Source organism: Paraburkholderia sp. BCC1885, from assembly GCF_900996235.1.
In the GTDB taxonomy this organism is placed as follows: domain Bacteria; phylum Pseudomonadota; class Gammaproteobacteria; order Burkholderiales; family Burkholderiaceae; genus Paraburkholderia.
On record NZ_CAAJGM010000208.1, the window covers coordinates 790665 to 807595 of the forward strand.

A 16931-nucleotide genomic window follows, 5' to 3' on the forward strand; every position below is an offset into this window, starting at 1 on the left:
ATGACAACGCAAACCATCCGCTTCTATCACCGTGGGGCCGTCCGTGAGGTTCAGGGCGTGCCGGCGACGCGCACCGTGCTCCAGCACCTGCGCGAAGACCTGCATTGCACAGGCACCAAGGAAGGTTGCGCGGAAGGCGACTGCGGCGCCTGCACGGTCGTGCTCGGCGAACTCGATGGCGACGGCCGGCTGACCCTCAAGGCCGTCAACGCCTGCATCCAGTTCCTGCCCACCCTCCATGGCCGGGCACTCCTGACCGTGGAAGATCTGCGCGCGGCTGACGGCGCACTGCACCCGGTGCAGCAGGCGATGGTCGACTGCCACGGCTCGCAATGCGGTTTTTGCACCCCCGGTTTCGTGATGTCGATGTGGGCGCTGTACGAAAACCAGCCTGCGGCCGCCGGACTGCCGACCCGCGACGAAATCAACGCCGCCTTGTCCGGCAATCTGTGCCGCTGCACCGGCTACCGGCCGATCGTCGATGCCGCGCAGAAGATGTTCGACTATGGCCAGTATCCGCGCGTGGCGTTCGACCGCGCCGCCGTCACCGAGGCGCTCAGTCCTCTGCAACGCAAAGACACCTTCGAATATCGCGCGCCCGATGTGCGCGGCGATGCTTTCGGCACGCCCGCGTTCTACGCGCCGCGCACGCTGGATGCACTGGCGGACCTGCGTGTGCAGCAGCCGCAGGCACGCATTGTCGCCGGCAGCACCGATGTGGGCCTGTGGATCACCAAGCAGTTCCGCGATCTCGGCGACATCCTGTACCTCGGCAATGTGGCGGAGCTCAAGACCATTGGGCGCGACGCACAAACCTTGACGATCGGCGCGGCGGTCACGCTGGAAGACGCCTACGCCACGCTTGCCGCCGACTACCCCGAACTCGCCGAACTCTGGACCCGCTTCGCCTCGCTGCCGATCCGCAATGCTGGCACGCTCGGCGGCAATGTCGCGAACGGCTCGCCCATCGGCGATTCGATGCCGGCGCTCCTCGCGCTTAACGCCGCAGTCGTACTGCGACGCGGCCGCAAGACGCGCACGGTGCCGCTCGACGCGTTTTACCTCGGCTATCAGAAGACCGCACTCGAAGCCGGTGAATTCGTCGAGGCGATCCGCGTGCCACGTCCCGCGCCCGATCTGCGCCTGCGCATTTACAAGGTCGCAAAACGCTACGATCAGGACATCTCGGCGGTCTGCGCCGCCTTTGCATTGCGGATTGCGGACGGCACGATCGTCGAGGCGCGCATCGCCTTTGGCGGCATGGCGGCGACGCCAAAGCGCGCCGCTCACGCCGAAGCCGCGCTGACGGGCGCGCCCTGGGATGCGCAGACCACCCACCGCGCAATGGACGCGCTCGCCGCCGACTACCAGCCGCTCACCGACATGCGAGCCTCGAGCGCGTATCGATTGAAGGTGGCGCGCAATCTGCTGCTGCGCTTCCAGATGGAAACGCGCGACGATGCGCCGCTCGCGCTCCACGAGGTGAATGCCTTCGCATTCGAAGCGGAAGAAACGGGCACGACGGCCGCGCAGGAGTCGCCCTGATGAACCGGCAAAACGAAGTATTTATCCAACACGCCGCCAATGGCGAGGAAAGCGCCGCGATCGGCACGTCGCTGCCGCACGAATCCGCCACGCTGCATGTGAGCGGCGAGGCCGCCTATACCGACGACCTGCCCGAACTCCACGGCACGCTGCATGCGGCGCTCGGCCTGTCGCGCGAGGCGCACGCACGCATCGTCTCGCTCGATCTGGACGCGGTGCGGCGCGCGCCGGGCGTGATTGCAGTGCTGTCGGCCGCCGATATCCCCGGTGAAAACAACTGCGGCCCGGTGCTGCATGACGACCCGATCCTCGCCGAAAACGAAGTGCTGTATCTCGGCCAGCCGGTCTTCGCGGTCATTGCCGAGAGCCATGAACTGGCACGCCGTGCCGCTGCGCTGGCAAAAAGCGACGACGTGGTCCGCTATGAGCCGCTCGACGTCGTGCTGAGCCCGGCCGAAGCCAAGGCCATCAAACAGTTTGTGTTGCCGCCGTTGCATCTGAAGCGCGGCGAGCCCGCGGCGAAAATCGCCGCCGCGCCGCATCGGCTTCAGGGCACGTTCGAAGTCGGCGGCCAGGAACAGTTCTATCTCGAAGGGCAGGTCGCCTACGCGATCCCCAGGGAGATGGACGGCATGCTCGTCTACAGTTCGACGCAGCATCCGAGCGAAATGCAGCAGGTGGTCGCGCATATGCTCGATTGGCCGGCGCATAGCGTGGTGTGCGAATGCCGGCGCATGGGCGGCGGCTTCGGCGGCAAGGAATCGCAATCGGCGCTGTTTGCGTGTGTGGCCGCGCTCGCCGCGCACGCCTTGAAGCGTCCGGTGAAACTGCGCGCCGACCGCGACGACGATTTCATGATCACCGGCAAACGGCACGACGCCCTCTACGAATACGAAGCCGGCTTCGACGAAACCGGCCGCATTCTCGGCGCGCGTGTCGAGATCGCATTACGCGCGGGTTATTCGGCCGATCTTTCCGGCGCCGTGGCAACGCGCGCCGTGTGCCACGTCGACAACGCGTATTACCTGTCCGACGTCGAGATCGTCGCGCTGTGCTGCAAGACCAACACGCAGTCGAACACGGCGTTTCGCGGCTTCGGCGGCCCGCAGGGCGCACTGGTGATGGAAGTGATGCTCGACGGCATCGCCCGGCAACTGCGGCGCGATCCGCTCGACGTGCGGCTTGTCAACTACTACGGCGTGGACGAACGCAACGTCACCCCGTATGGCCAGACGGTCGAAGACAACGTGATCGCGCCGCTCACCGAAGCACTGCTCGCCAGCAGCGACTATCGCGCCCGCCGCGCGGCGCTCGCGGCCTATAACGCGGCGAGTCCGGTGCTCAAACGCGGTATCGCGTTTTCGCCGGTGAAATTCGGCATTTCGTTTAACGTGCCGTTTCTCAATCAGGCCGGCGCACTCGTGCATGTCTACAAAGACGGCTCGATCCTCGTCAATCACGGCGGCACCGAAATGGGCCAGGGCCTGAATACGAAAGTGGCCCAGGTGGTGGCGAACGAATTTGGCCTGCCGCTTGCACGCGTGCGCGCGACGGCGACGGACACCTCCAAGGTGGCGAACACCTCGGCCACGGCCGCGTCGACCGGCAGCGATCTGAATGGCAAGGCGGCCGAAGCGGCGGCGCGCACGATCCGCACGCGGCTCGCCGTACTGGCCGCCGCCGAACTCGGCGGACAGGCCGATGCCGTGCGGTTCAGGGACGGCATGGTGCACGCGAACGGCGTGGCGATGCCCTTCGCCCAGCTGGTCAACGCCGCCTATCTGGCCCGCGTGCAGTTGTGGTCCGACGGCTTTTACACGACACCCAAGGTGCATTGGGACGCGAAAACGCTGACCGGTCACCCGTTCTACTATTTTGCGTATGGTGCGGCGGTGTCGGAAGTGGTGGTGGATACGCTGACCGGCGAATGGAAGCTGGTGCGCGCCGACGTGCTGCACGACGCCGGGCAGTCGATCAACCCGGCCATCGACATCGGCCAGGTCGAAGGCGGCTTCATCCAGGGGATGGGCTGGCTCACCACCGAGGAACTCTGGTGGAACCGCGACGGTCGACTCATGACTCACGCGCCGTCGACCTACAAGATTCCCGCCGTCAGCGACACGCCCGCGGCCTTCCACGTGCACCTGTTCCACAATCAAAACGCGGAGCCGACGGTGTTCCGCTCGAAGGCGGTCGGCGAACCACCGTTGCTGCTGCCTTTTTCGGTGTTTCTGGCGATCCGGGACGCGATTGCCGCCGCGGCGCCGGACGCCAACGAGGCACCGCCCTTGCGCGCCCCGGCGACACCCGAGGCCATCCTCGATGCACTGGAGGCCATGGCGGCGCCGCCCGCTGACGCAGCGCCCGGCTTAACCGGCTGCCCGGATACCCCGGGCGGCCATGGATGGAGAACCGTCGGATGCACGCCTGGCTAACCGATCTGCAACAACTGCTCGCGCACGGCGACGCCGCCGTGCTGGTGACGGTCGCGCGCGTCGAAGGATCGGCGCCGCGCGAGGCCGGCACCAAGATGATCGTCACGCGCGATTCGGCGCGCCACACCATCGGCGGCGGACACCTCGAATGGAAAGCCATCGAAACCGCGCGCCAGGTCCTCAGGGAAGGCATGCGCATGTCGCATATGCGACGGCTCGAACGCTTCGCGCTTGGCCCGAGCCTCGGCCAGTGCTGCGGCGGCGCCGTGGTGGTGGCGTTCGAACGGCTGGACGTCGCCGATCTCGGCTGGATCAGTTCCCTCGCGAAGCGCATGGCGGCGGGTCTTTCGACGGTGCGTAGCGTATCATTCGGGCCCGCGCCGGACGCCGTCATGTTGTCCGACCCGGAGCCGGGCGTCGAAGGCGCCGATTGTCTGCTGTGGGACGGCGCCGGTTTCGACGCAAGCAATTCGCTGCTGACCGAAACCATCGCGCCGCGCGAGTTCGCCGTCGTGCTGTTCGGCGCCGGGCACGTAGGCGCGGCGCTGGTGCGCGTGCTCGGCACGCTGCCGTGCCACGTGCGCTGGGTGGACGAGCGCGACGCGCAATTTCCGCCGCCCGAGTTGCTGCAGGCCACGAATGTGACGATCGACCCGAACGACGCGCCCGACGAAGCCGTCGACCAGGCTGCGCCGCACACGTATTTCATCGTGATGACGCACAACCACACGCTCGACCTCGATCTCGCCGAGCGCATCCTGCGGCGCGGCGACTTCGCGTTCTTCGGCATGATCGGCTCGCTCAGCAAGCGCAAGCAGTTCGAACACCGGCTCGCCGCACGCGGCATCGACCCTGCGCTGGTGGCACGGATGAAATGCCCGCTCGGCGTGGACGGCATCGTCGACAAATCGCCGGAGATCATTGCGATCTCCGCGGCCGCGCAAGTGTTGCAGGCGGTCGAAGCGAATGCGCACGCAACGCATCCCGCGTCCGCCTGATACAACCCGAAAGTTAACCGACAGCGCCCCTCTCAACCCTATCCGGCACGAATCGACTCACCAGCATCAGACCATTGAAGAAGCGAACATGAACACAACGACCACCCTCACTCTCGCCGACAAGGTGGCAGCGGCGCCGAAGGCCGAACTGCATATCCATATCGAAGGCTCGCTGGAGCCCGAACTGATTTTCGCGCTCGCCGAGCGCAACGGCGTGAAGCTCGCCTACGCTTCGATCGAGGCGTTGCGCGCGGCCTATGCCTTCACCGATCTGCAGTCATTCCTCGACATCTACTACGCCGGCGCAAGCGTCCTGCTGCATGAGCAGGATTTCTACGACATGACGATGGCCTACGTCGAACGCTCGCTCGCGGACAACGTCACGCACACCGAAATTTTCTTCGATCCGCAAACGCATACCGAGCGAGGCGTGCCGATCGCCACCGTCGTGGCGGGTATCGAACGCGCGCTCGCCGACGCCGAACCGCGCGGCCTCACCAGCAAGCTGATTCTGTGCTTCCTGCGCCACCTGTCCGAAGAGGATGCGCTTGCGACTTTCGACGAGGCGTTGCCTTTGTTCGACCAGTACAGGCACCGGCTGATCGGCGTCGGGCTCGATTCGTCGGAGCGCGGTCATCCGCCGTCGAAGTTCGAGCGCGTGTTTGCGAAGGCGCGGGCCAAGGGCCTGAAGCTCGTCGCGCACGCCGGCGAGGAAGGACCGCCCTCGTACATCTACGAAGCGCTCGATCTGCTGAAGGTGGATCGCGTCGATCACGGCGTGCGCAGCATCGAAGATCCGGCGCTCGTCACGCGTCTGGCCGACACACGCGTCGCCCTGACCGTGTGCCCGCTGTCGAACCTGAAGCTGTGCGTGTTCGACGACCTGACCAGGCACACGTTGAAGGCGCTGCTCGACCAGGGCGTCGCCGTCACGGTGAATTCCGACGACCCGGCCTACTTCGGCGGCTACGTCAACGCGAATTACCTCGCCATCATCGAGGCACTCAAGCTCACCGAAGCCGAGGTCTACACCATCATCCGCAACAGCTTCGAAGCGGCGTTCGTCACGCCCGCCGAGCGCGACGCCTTGATCGCCACGCTCGACGCGCACTGGCACGCCGTCGAGATGAGCTGAGCCGCACCAGCGCGGCTGCGCCAGACCGGCACGGGGGCAACGCGCGGCGCGCGCCTAACGCCCCCTCTGCGCCCCCTTTACACGTTCATATAACGGAGACGGCTTTTCCCATGAATCAATCCGCCCAAGCGGCTCAAGTGGGCCAGACCACAGCGGGCCAAACCGCATTCCGCGCGCAACTGCTGACGTTCAACGGCGACCCCGCGCAATCGTCCAACGCCGCGGTCTTCCACGAAGACGGCCTGCTGATCGTCGAAGACGGCCACGTCGTTGCAACGGGCGCCTATGCGGCGCTGGCGGCGCAACTCATGCCCGGCACGCCTGTGCAGGACCTGCGCGGCAAGCTGATCGTGCCGGGCTTCATCGACACCCACATCCACTATCCGCAAACCGACATGATCGCCTCGCCGGCGCCCGGTCTGCTGCCGTGGCTCGAAACCTACACGTTCCCGACCGAACGCCGCTTCGCCGATCCGGCCTATGCGCGGGACACGGCGAGCTTTTTCGTCGACGAACTGCTGGCCTGCGGCACGACGACGGCGCTGGTGTATTGCACGGTGCATAAGGAATCGGCCGACGCGCTCTTCACCGAGAGCGAAGCGCGCAATCTGCGCATGGTGGCCGGCAAGGTGCTGATGGACCGCAATTGCCCCGAGTTCCTGCGCGACACCGCGCAATCGGGCTACGACGACAGCGCCGAGCTGATCGGCCGCTGGCACAATCGCGGCCGCCAGATGTATGCGCTGACGCCGCGTTTCGCGCCGACCTCGACCGAGGCCCAGCTCGAAGCCTGCGGCGTGCTCGCGCGCGAGCACGCGGACATCTTCATCCAGAGCCACGTCGCGGAGAACACCGACGAGGTGAAGTGGGTAGCGGATCTGTTCCCCGGTCACCGCAGCTATCTGGACATCTACGATCATTACGGCCTACTGCGCCGCCGCGCTGTGTATGGCCATTGCATCCATCTGGATCAGGAAGACCGCCGGCGGATGGCGCAGACCGGCACGCTCGCCTCGCATTGCCCGACCTCGAATCTGTTCCTCGGCAGCGGCCTGTTCGACTTCGACAAGGCCGACGAAGCCGGCATGCCGATCGCACTGGCCACCGACGTCGGCGGCGGCACCTCGTTCTCGATGCTGCAGACGATGAACGAGGCGCATAAGGTGGCGCGTCTCACCGGCCATCATCTGACGGCGACGCGCATGTTCTGGCTCGCCACGGCAGGTGCGGCCGAGGCGCTCGACCTGGCGGACAAGGTGGGCACGCTGGCGCCGAAGTCGGAGGCGGATTTCGTCGTGCTCGATCCGCAGGCGACGCCGCTGCTCGCGCGCCGCACCGCGCGCACCGGGACGCTCGAAGAATTGCTGTTCGCCTTCGCGCTACTCGGCGACGACCGCGCCATCTTCGAAACCTACGCGGCCGGCAAGCGCGTGCACAAACGCGATGAGGCGCGTCAGCACACCGCGCAACGCAAGGCGAAGATCGCGGCGTAGGCCGTCTGAGCCTCGCCAGCCAGCCATGCAAAACGGCCCGGCAGGATCATCCTGCCGGGCCGCTTTTACTGGCGTGCGCCGAGTCTTGCCAACCCCGGTCATGTCAACCCTCGCGCCAACCTGACTCCTACTGCACGACCACTGGCGCCGAAGCCGGCGCCGGCGCACCGGCCGCCTCATTCGACACCCCGGCGTTCCTGTTCACCGGTAGCTTGACGGTGCGCACCGCGCCGTTGCCGAGCGGGAAGTCCGCCAGCGCGCTATGCGCCAGATACGGCATGGCCCGCACCAGCGACGGTTCGTCGCCCGCATTGCGCGCGAGCACGTTGTAGACCTCGTCGCCGGTCACGCGATCCGTGATGCGGATGCCGAGCGTATGCGTAAATACCGGATACGACTGGCTCACATAAGCCGGCGGAAACGGCCCGAAAGGCCCCCACGGATCGAGCGGGCGCCCCCAGTAGGGACCTGGCCACGGGCTGCTGTAGAACACCGGCTGTGTCACGTTCAGGGTGTCGGTGCGGGTGCCGTATGACAGGCCCACCAGATAGTGCGCCTGCTGCGGGTCGGTCTGGCGGAACGCGCGCGTCGCCAGGTCGTTGGCCACCAGCACCTCGTAGGTCTGCTGCTCCAGGCTGTTCTGCTGCGCGGGGCTGCGCGTGAAGGCGTAGGTGCGGCTCGCATCGTTGCCGTTCCAGGCGGAGAAGGCCGTCACCTGGGTCGTCACATAGCTGGTGCAGCCGGACAGCATTGCCGTCAGCGCGGCCAGCATCAGCATGGCGCGCCGGGTCCAACGGTCTGATTTCATGTCTTCCTTATCCTTGCGGCCATTTCCGCTCACTTTTCCGAATCACCGTCCAATCATTGCCGCAGGCGTGCGCGGCGGCCCGATCATACGCTGACCCGGCCCTAAGACAAAAAGTTCGCCGCGCAGAGCTCGCCCGAGCTTTGTACAATGGCTCGGTATACCGGTGCGCACTGGATGCGCGGCCGGCTCGATACCTTATTCTTACAAAATGCCATGGCTGATACCGCTACACCTCCTGTGATTCGCCGCGCCGACTACGCGCCGCCCGCTTTCCTGATCGACACCGTCGCGCTCGAATTCGATCTCGTGCCGCAACGCACGGTCGTCAAGAACACCATGCGCGTGCGCCGCAACCCCGACGCCAGCCACGCCGCGCATCTCGAACTGGTCGGCGAGCGCCTCGAATTCGTCAGCGCGGCCATCGACGGCGCGCCGTATGCCGCGGCACGCGCCCACGAGCATGGCCTGACGCTCGAAAATGTGCCGGAGAGCTTCGAACTGACGCTCGTCAGCATCTGCCAACCCATTGAAAACACTACGCTCTCGGGCTTGTACGTGTCCAGTGGCAACTTTTTCACCCAATGCGAGGCGGAAGGTTTCCACGGCATCACCTATTTCCTCGACCGCCCGGACGTGATGGCCACCTACACGGTCACCCTGCGCGCCGATAAAGCCGCCTACCCGGTGCTGCTGTCGAACGGCAATCTGCTGGAAGAAGGCGATCTGCCGGATGGCCGTCACTTCGCCCGCTGGGAAGACCCGTTCCGCAAGCCCTGCTACCTGTTCGCGCTGGTGGCGGGCAAGCTGGTGTGCATCGAGGAGCGCGTGAAGAGCGGCTCCGGCGCGGAAAAACTGCTGCAGGTGTGGGTCGAACCGCAAGATCTCGACAAGACCCGCCATGCGATGGATTCGCTGATCCATTCCATCCGCTGGGACGAGGAGCGCTTTGGGCTCGAACTGGATCTGGACCGCTTCATGATCGTCGCGGTGAGCGACTTCAACATGGGCGCGATGGAAAACAAAGGGCTCAACATCTTCAACACGAAGTACGTGCTGGCGAACCCCGAGACGGCGAGCGATACCGACTTCGCCAACATCGAAGCCGTGGTCGGCCACGAGTATTTCCACAACTGGACCGGCAACCGCGTCACCTGCCGCGACTGGTTCCAGTTGAGTCTGAAGGAAGGCCTGACGGTATTCCGCGACCAGGAATTCTCCGCTGACATGGCCGGCGGCGCGACCGACGAAGCCGCGCGCGCCACCAAACGCATCGAAGACGTGCGCGTGCTGCGCCAGATGCAGTTTGCCGAAGATGCGGGTCCGATGGCCCATCCGGTGCGCCCGGAGAGCTACGTCGAGATCAACAACTTCTACACGATGACGGTCTATGAAAAAGGCTCGGAAGTCGTGCGGATGTATCAGACGCTGTTCGGCCGCGAAGGCTTCCGCAAGGGCATGGACCTGTACTTCAAGCGCCACGACGGCCAGGCCGTGACCTGCGACGACTTCCGTCATGCGATGGCGGATGCGAACGGCCGCGATCTCACGCAATTCGAGCGCTGGTACAGCCAGGCCGGCACGCCGCGCGTCACCGTCAAGACCGACTACGACGCCGCGCAGCGCAAGTACCGCGTGACGCTCACGCAAGGCTATGGCGACGCCGCCCCGGCCGCCCGCGAAACGCAAAAGGGCCCGCTGCTGATTCCGTTTGCAATCGGCCTGATCGGCAAGGATGGCGCCGATCTGCCGCTGCGCCTTGAAGGCGAAGCGGGCGCGGCGCCCAGCACCACGCGCGTGCTCGAACTGACCGAAACCTCGCAGACCTTCACGTTCGTCGAGGTTGCCGAGAAGCCGCTGCCTTCGCTGCTGCGCAATTTCTCGGCGCCGGTGATCGTCGAATACGACTACAGCGCCGACGAACTGGCATTCCTGCTCGCTCACGACAGCGATCCGTTCAACCGCTGGGAAGCCGGTCAACGGTTGGCGACGCGCGAATTGCTCGCGCTGACCGGCCGCGCTGCGGGCGGCCTGCCACTGCAACTGGACGATTCGGTGGTGGCCGCGTTTGCGCGCGTATTGACCGACGCGTCGCTCTCGCCGGCGTTCCGTGAACTGGCGCTGATCCTGCCGTCCGAGGCGTATCTCGCCGAGCAGATGGCCGAGTCGAACCCGGCGGCCGTGCATACCGCCCGCCAGTTCGTGCGCAAGCGCCTCGCCACGGCGCTCAAGAACGAATGGCTCGCGCTCTACGAGCAGCACCATACGCCGGGCGCTTACGAGGCTACCTCAAAGGCGGCCGGTCATCGCGCACTGAAGAACCTGGCGCTTTCCTACCTCGCCGAACTGGACGATCCGGCTGACGCCGTGCGGCTCGCCTCGGCGCAATACGCGGCGGCCAACAACATGACCGACCGCTCGGCCGCGCTGTCCGCGCTGCTGAACGCGGCAGCGACGGGCGGCGGCAGGCAGGCGCAGGACGCACTCGCCGATTTCTACCAGCGCTTCGAACACGAAGCACTCGTCATCGACAAGTGGTTCGCCCTGCAGGCCACCCAGCGCGGCAGCGCGCAGCGTCCGGTGATCGAGAGCGTGCGCAAGCTGATGACGCATCCGGCCTTCAACCTGAAGAATCCGAACCGCGCCCGCTCGCTGATTTTCGGCTTCTGCATGGCCAACCCCGCGCAGTTCCACGCCGAAGACGGCTCGGGTTATGCGTTCTGGGCCGAGCAGGTGATTGCCCTCGACGCACTGAATCCGCAAGTCGCCGCCCGTCTGGCCCGCTCGCTGGAATTGTGGCGCCGCTTCACGCCGAAGTTGCGCGACGGCATGCGCGCCGCGCTGGAGAAAGTCGCGGCGCAAGCGAAGTCGCGCGACGTGCGCGAGATCGTGGAGAAAGCGCTCGCTTAAGCACGCTGCACAGGCGCGTCATACAGGAGCGTCTTCGTAGGAAAAAGCCGGCACGCGTTGCCGGCTTTTTTACGTCTATACGGACCGGCTGTAGGGATTCGTTAGCCATCCGGATGACTGTTTTTTCTGGGCCACCGGGGTGAAAGTAAAGCCATTCATTTAATGGTTTACGTTTAACGTGACGCGTTATATCATCCCTATGATTACGACATTCGGCAACAAGGCCACAGCACTATTGTTTACTGGTAGCTTCGTGCGTTCGCTGCCCACGCAGATCCAGCACATTGCGCATCGCAAGCTGCTCATGATCCATGCGGCCGCTTCGGTCGAAGATCTCTATACGCCACCCGGCAACCGGCTGGAAGCGCTGCAAGGGGAACGAAGCGGGCAATGGAGCATCCGCATCAACGCGCAGTGGCGTATCTGCTTTCACTTCGTGAACGGCGAGGCGCTGAATGTCGAGATCGTCGATTATCACTGATTGATTGGGAGACCCGAGCATGGTCATCAAACGCAGCGAGCTGAACAGCACCGATTTTTCGGATCTCGATACCGGCGAGCGGATCGCGCCGGTTCATCCGGGGGAAATCCTGCGCAGCGAATTCCTCGACCCGCTCGGCATGTCGGTCAATGCGCTGGCAAAGGCACTGCATGTGCCCACGCCGCGCATCAACGACATCATGCTGGGCCGGCGCGCCATTTCGGCGGACACGGCTTTGCGCCTCGCCCGCTATTTCGGCGCGAGCGCGCAGTTCTGGCTCAATCTGCAAATCGACTACGACCTGCGCATTGCCACCGAGGCGGCCGGCGAACAGATTGCAAGCGAGATTGAGCCGCTCGCCAGGGCGCGGCGCCCGAAACTGCCCGGCATGCCGCGCGCTCATGCGCGCGCTACGGCCCTTGCCGCCGGCGCCGTAAGCAGCGTGGCCGCCGTCAAACCGCGGCGCAGGGCCTGAGATTCGACGCCGGCACGGGAAAGTCACGGCGAGCAGGTAAAATCGGACTATTCCTAGGCCTTATCGGAGTACTGCAATGGCTTTGCAACGTCGTACCACTCTTACGAAGTACCTGATCGAACAGCAGCGTGAGACCAACAACTTGCCGGCGGATCTGCGGCTCCTGATCGAAGTCGTAGCGCGGGCTTGCAAGGCGATCAGCTACCACGTCAGCAAGGGCGCGCTGGGCGATGCGCTCGGCACGGCGGGCAGCGAGAACGTCCAGGGTGAGGTGCAGAAGAAGCTCGACATCCTCTCCAACGACATCCTGCTCGAAGCGAATGAATGGGGCGGCAATCTGGCCGGCATGGCGTCCGAGGAAATGGAGAAGTTCTCGCCCATTCCGGCGAACTATCCGAAGGGCGAATATCTGCTGGTGTTCGATCCGCTGGACGGTTCGTCGAACATCGACGTGAATGTGTCGATCGGCACCATCTTCTCGGTGTTGCGTTGCCCTGACGGCCAGCAGCCGACCGAACAGTCGTTCCTGCAACCCGGCACGCAACAGGTCGCCGCCGGTTATGCCGTGTACGGCCCGCAAACCGTGCTGGTGCTCACCACGGGCAATGGCGTGAATTGCTTCACACTCGACCGCGAACTGGGTTCGTGGGTGCTTACTCAAAGCGACATGACCATCCCGGTCGAAACGCGCGAGTACGCCATCAACGCGTCGAACGAACGCCACTGGTACCCGCCGGTCCAGCAGTACGTTGGCGAACTGAAGGCCGGCAAGGACGGCCCGCGTCAGGACGACTTCAATATGCGCTGGATCGCCTCGATGGTGGCTGACGTGCACCGTATCCTGAACCGCGGCGGCATCTTCATGTACCCGGCCGACATGCGCACGCCGGACAAGCCGGGCAAGCTGCGTCTGATGTACGAAGCGAATCCGATGGCATTCATCGTCGAACAGGCGGGCGGCGCCGCGACCAACGGCGAGAAGCGTATTCTCGACATCGTCCCGAAAAGCTTGCACGAACGTGTGGCCGTCTTCCTCGGCTCGAAGAACGAAGTGGATCGCGTGACGCGCTACCATCGCGAAACAAAAAGTTGAGCCGGGGGCTTGTCAAAGCGCTCATAGAGTCCCTATAATCTCGTTTCTCCTGATGCCGGAATAGCTCAGACGGTAGAGCAGCGCATTCGTAATGAAGTATGCCGCTACGGCACAAACAGCGAGATATCAACGACTTAAGCGCACTTTCGAGTGCGCTTTTTTCGTTTTGGCACACGCCTGGCACAGTGGGCACGCAAAACCACGGCACCTGGCGATAACCACCGCCCGTCACGCTGCGCTCAATTCGACGGGGGGATGAGACCAACATGGCTACTATCCGTGAACGCCGGGACGCGCAGGGGAAGAAGTCGTACCACGTCCAGATCCGGCTAAAAGGCTTTCCCCCGCAGACCCAAAGCTTTGACAGCAAAACAATTGCCAGGCAGTGGGCCGCCCACGTGGAAGCCGAACTGCGCGCCGGGCGCTATATGCAGCGCGTCGAAGCAGAGCGCCATACGGTGCGGGAATTGCTGGAGAAGTACCGCAATGAAATACTGACCCCTCACAAACCCCAACGCGTGCGCGACCAAGGCCTGATCCTGAACTGGTGGGAAAGCAAGCTGGGCATGTATAGCCTCGCTGAACTCTCACCGGCACTGATTGGCGCATGCCGGGACCAACTGGCGGCCACCCCTGTCGGGAAGGACAAGCCTCGGGCGCCGGCCACCGTGGTGCGTTACCTCGCGACTCTCTCGCACGTGCTGAGCGTTGCCGTCAAGGAATGGCAGTGGCTTGAAGAGTCACCCATGCCAAAGGTCTCCAAGCCACGCGTGAGTAATGAACGCGTTCGCCACCTGACGGACGAAGAACGCAAGCGGCTGATCAAGGCGGCCAGCGAATCCGCCAACACCTATCTGCATGCCATCGTCATCATCGCGATCTCGACGGGCATGCGCTACGGCGAGCTCATGAATTTGCGCTGGCGAGACATAACGCTCGCTGAAGCAGACCGTTACGCGCTCATCGTCCTCGACCGGACAAAAAACGGCGAGCGGCGTGGGCTACCCGTCACAGGCGCGGCGCTGAAGGAAATCAAACAGCTTCGGGCACAATACCTCCGCACGCATCAAGGGCGCGCCACGCCCGATGCCCTGCTGTTTGCAAGCGAAAGCGACCCCGACAAGCCGGTTCAGATCCGCAAGGCATGGGACACGGTACTCAGGCGCGCCAAGATCGAAAATTTCCGTTTTCACGATCTGCGACACACAACGGCCAGCTATCTTGCGATGGGCGGCGCGACGGCTCCCGAAATCGCTGAAATCCTCGGACACAAGGATCTCAAGATGGTCAAGCGGTATGCGCATTTCGGCAAGGACCACATCGCCAAGGTGTTAATCCGCATGTCGGAAGCACGTTTTGGCGCCGATGTTGAACCGGCGTCCGCGCAGTCACCGCCCGACGCGACGTAACCGAGAAGACAATTCGAAAATGGACGCCCCCTCAGAACCTTTGACCAGCCTTCCCCTTGTTCAGGGCAACTACCCCTTTGCCCTGAGCGATGACGAACGCCGCATGACGGGCGATGAATGGGCGTGGCGGTTTTTGAGATTGAATCCCTGCTATCGCCGCGACTATGAACTCTTGCAAGAACAGCCAACTCTGCTGAGAGAGCTGCGTCGACGCCATCCTTCACGATGGAAAGAAGATGCGACATTCGATCAGATTAAAGAACTTGATGTCAGGTATTTCAGCCTGAATGCGTCAGTCCTCGGCCCTCCCTGCAAATGGCCCGACGTCGCGCCAGTTCCTCTCGGTAGATACCTCGCGTCCCACCCGGAGATCGAACTCGACAAACTGACGATACGCGATTTCGACAGCGTGCTTCTTTACGGCATTGCTGACTGGTTCGATCCGTCATCCCCCACCCTCAAGGAACTGAAAGAGGGGCAGTCGTGGTTCTTTAGCCTTGTCGAACCCATTCTTTCCGTCGGCGACAATCTTTTTATGGAACCCAATAGCTCATGGGCAATTAGCCCTCGAGGAAACAAGGTGTCGGTGGGCTATGAGGGAGACGTGAAACGCAAAGAAGCTGAACACTTCTACGGACAAATCAAAAGAATCAATGAGCGAGGCGAGACAGTCCTTAGTTTCGGTAGACTAATCGATCAACCGCCTCAGCGCATCTTCGCAAAATACAATCAGCAAGGCGAGTTGATCGACAGCCTGGACATGAAGTATGAGCCGCCGCTTAAAACGGCGGGGTTTGCCAATCGATCGGAAATGGCCTTTGCCGTCGCCCTCGACGGGGCGGTCCGCTCACAACTCCGTGTCAATCAGGACATGGCGCAGCGCTTCCAACATCTTCTCATCGAGAAGGACTCCCTAAGCGTCCAGCCGTCCGCCCCTGTCGGGTGTGAACCCCTCATCTTCCGACCGAACCGCGCGGTAGCGACGCCCTTCGCCAAGATACGAACCGATCTCGCAGGGCTGGAAAAAGAGCCGGCAAGCGTCCGGCAGAACTGGTACATCGCCCTAATCGACGTAGCCTATCCTTTGGCCGCTCAATTCAACACCGTCGAAAAACTTCTCCTGGATCAGCAGCAACGACTTCGGAAAGCCGGCACTCTAGCTTATCCGGTACGCGCAAGGGCCGGACGCGCGGGAAAAGGCGATTTCTGGCTGAAGCGGGCACTTTGTTTCGTGGAGCTTCAGTGCAAGCTACCGTCGAAGCGCAAGAACACGCAACTCGGTGCCGACCGTATTGCAAAAGCTGTATACGTCTACGATAAAGACGACGAATACCACACGTGTGTGTGGGGAGAGACCGGTTGGGAACAGGCACCAGGGACCGGCGCAGGGTCCACAGAAGTATTCAAGGAAGCGCTTCGGCTTGGCAAGGACCTGGCGGAGAGCAAATATGCATTTCTGATCGGCATGTCCGCCTCTGATATTGCTCGCGACGCCTGATTGTCGCACCGATGCATGAACCGCACGGAGCGTGCATCTTGCGCAGAAACCATCTGCGCACGACTCGACTCGCCCAGTTCGGCCTCGTAACCTCATCCGGCCAACCGCCGCCCTGCTCACGCTGCCCGCGCTCCTATCCTTAAATCCCCTGGACTTTTCAACGTCAGCGTGCATATCGACGCATCTCCGTAAGATCCTGAATCTTATTGGTTTTTCTTGATCACACCCGCGCTCCATTGGTCTGTTCAGACTCAATCACGTCGTATCCCTGTTTGCCCTGGGATTGCCTAACTGCTTGCGCGATGATGCTTCGTCGGCCGACATAAGCATCTTTTCCAAGCAATCAATCCAGGAGCAAAACTATGGCATCTGACCGCCGTATGGCCTCGGCCGAGCCGCTGGCGAACCCAGCACAGCACACAACGTTAATCGGGATCGGCACGTCCGTTCTAGCTACGTCTGAACCTGTTTATTACGCACGTGAACCGTTAGCGCGCTACCAGACGGTAAAACGTTTAGCGCACACCTTCGGAAGTTTTCAAGGTAGTTGTCGCCTCGCCGCATAAGATTTACGCTGCTTTTCGCTCTTGGTGCCGGGGTTGCGCGATGGCGCTGTTTTGTTCAGCGTGATCGGGATTCAGATGCACGACATGA

12 protein-coding genes are annotated in these 16931 nt (G+C 63.2%); 11 read left to right on the forward strand and 1 reads right to left on the reverse strand.

Annotated elements, in window-relative coordinates; all coding sequences use genetic code 11:
* The 5 genes from xdhA (at position 1) to guaD (ending at position 7606) form a co-directional block, all read left to right on the forward strand.
* The gene (xdhA, locus tag FQ755_RS22165; protein WP_222105761.1) at positions 1-1545 is read left to right on the forward strand and encodes a xanthine dehydrogenase small subunit; all 1545 of its coding nucleotides are present in this window, start codon (positions 1-3) and stop codon (positions 1543-1545) included.
* Positions 1545-3980 carry a xanthine dehydrogenase molybdopterin binding subunit gene (gene xdhB, locus FQ755_RS22170; RefSeq protein WP_144156984.1) on the forward strand — a complete coding sequence of 812 codons (2436 nt, stop codon included), beginning with the start codon at positions 1545-1547 and terminating at the stop codon, positions 3978-3980. Before xdhA ends, xdhB begins: the two co-directional genes overlap by 1 nt.
* Positions 3965-4978: a xanthine dehydrogenase accessory protein XdhC gene (xdhC, locus tag FQ755_RS22175; RefSeq protein ID WP_144156986.1), complete on the forward strand. Its 1014-nt coding sequence runs from the start codon at positions 3965-3967 to the stop codon at positions 4976-4978. Before xdhB ends, xdhC begins: the two co-directional genes overlap by 16 nt.
* An 88-nt stretch (positions 4979-5066) precedes the next feature.
* Positions 5067-6113, forward strand: a complete 1047-nt coding sequence (locus FQ755_RS22180) for an adenosine deaminase (RefSeq protein WP_144156988.1) — start codon at positions 5067-5069, stop codon at positions 6111-6113.
* A 110-nt stretch (positions 6114-6223) separates the two neighbouring features.
* Positions 6224-7606 (forward strand): guanine deaminase, encoded by a 1383-nt coding sequence (guaD, locus tag FQ755_RS22185; RefSeq protein WP_144156990.1) that lies wholly within the window; start codon positions 6224-6226, stop codon positions 7604-7606.
* Positions 7607-7733: 127 nt separating this feature from the next.
* On the opposite strand, the gene FQ755_RS22190 is transcribed toward guaD, so the two are convergent.
* Entirely contained in the window at positions 7734-8414 is a 681-nt protein-coding gene (locus FQ755_RS22190; RefSeq protein WP_144156992.1) for a DUF4136 domain-containing protein, read from the reverse strand.
* Positions 8415-8627: 213 nt separating this feature from the next.
* Here FQ755_RS22190 and pepN point away from each other — a divergent pair, with 213 nt between their 5' ends.
* The 6 genes from pepN (at position 8628) to FQ755_RS22220 (ending at position 16277) form a co-directional block, all read left to right on the forward strand.
* The gene (pepN, locus tag FQ755_RS22195) at positions 8628-11321 is read left to right on the forward strand and encodes an aminopeptidase N (RefSeq protein ID WP_144156993.1); all 2694 of its coding nucleotides are present in this window, start codon (positions 8628-8630) and stop codon (positions 11319-11321) included.
* A gap of 199 nt (positions 11322-11520) precedes the next feature.
* Positions 11521-11802: a type II toxin-antitoxin system RelE/ParE family toxin gene (locus FQ755_RS22200; protein WP_144156995.1), complete on the forward strand. Its 282-nt coding sequence runs from the start codon at positions 11521-11523 to the stop codon at positions 11800-11802.
* Positions 11803-11821: 19 nt separating this feature from the next.
* A complete protein-coding gene (locus FQ755_RS22205) occupies positions 11822-12277 on the forward strand; it encodes a HigA family addiction module antitoxin (RefSeq protein ID WP_144156997.1) in 456 nt (151 codons plus the stop codon).
* Between the two features lie 76 nt (positions 12278-12353).
* Positions 12354-13370 (forward strand): class 1 fructose-bisphosphatase, encoded by a 1017-nt coding sequence (locus FQ755_RS22210; protein WP_144156999.1) that lies wholly within the window; start codon positions 12354-12356, stop codon positions 13368-13370.
* Positions 13371-13636: 266 nt separating this feature from the next.
* Entirely contained in the window at positions 13637-14779 is a 1143-nt protein-coding gene (locus FQ755_RS22215; protein ID WP_144157001.1) for a tyrosine-type recombinase/integrase, read from the forward strand.
* Between the two features lie 19 nt (positions 14780-14798).
* Positions 14799-16277 (forward strand): hypothetical protein, encoded by a 1479-nt coding sequence (locus tag FQ755_RS22220; RefSeq protein ID WP_144157003.1) that lies wholly within the window; start codon positions 14799-14801, stop codon positions 16275-16277.
* The last annotated feature ends 654 nt before the right edge of the window (positions 16278-16931 follow it).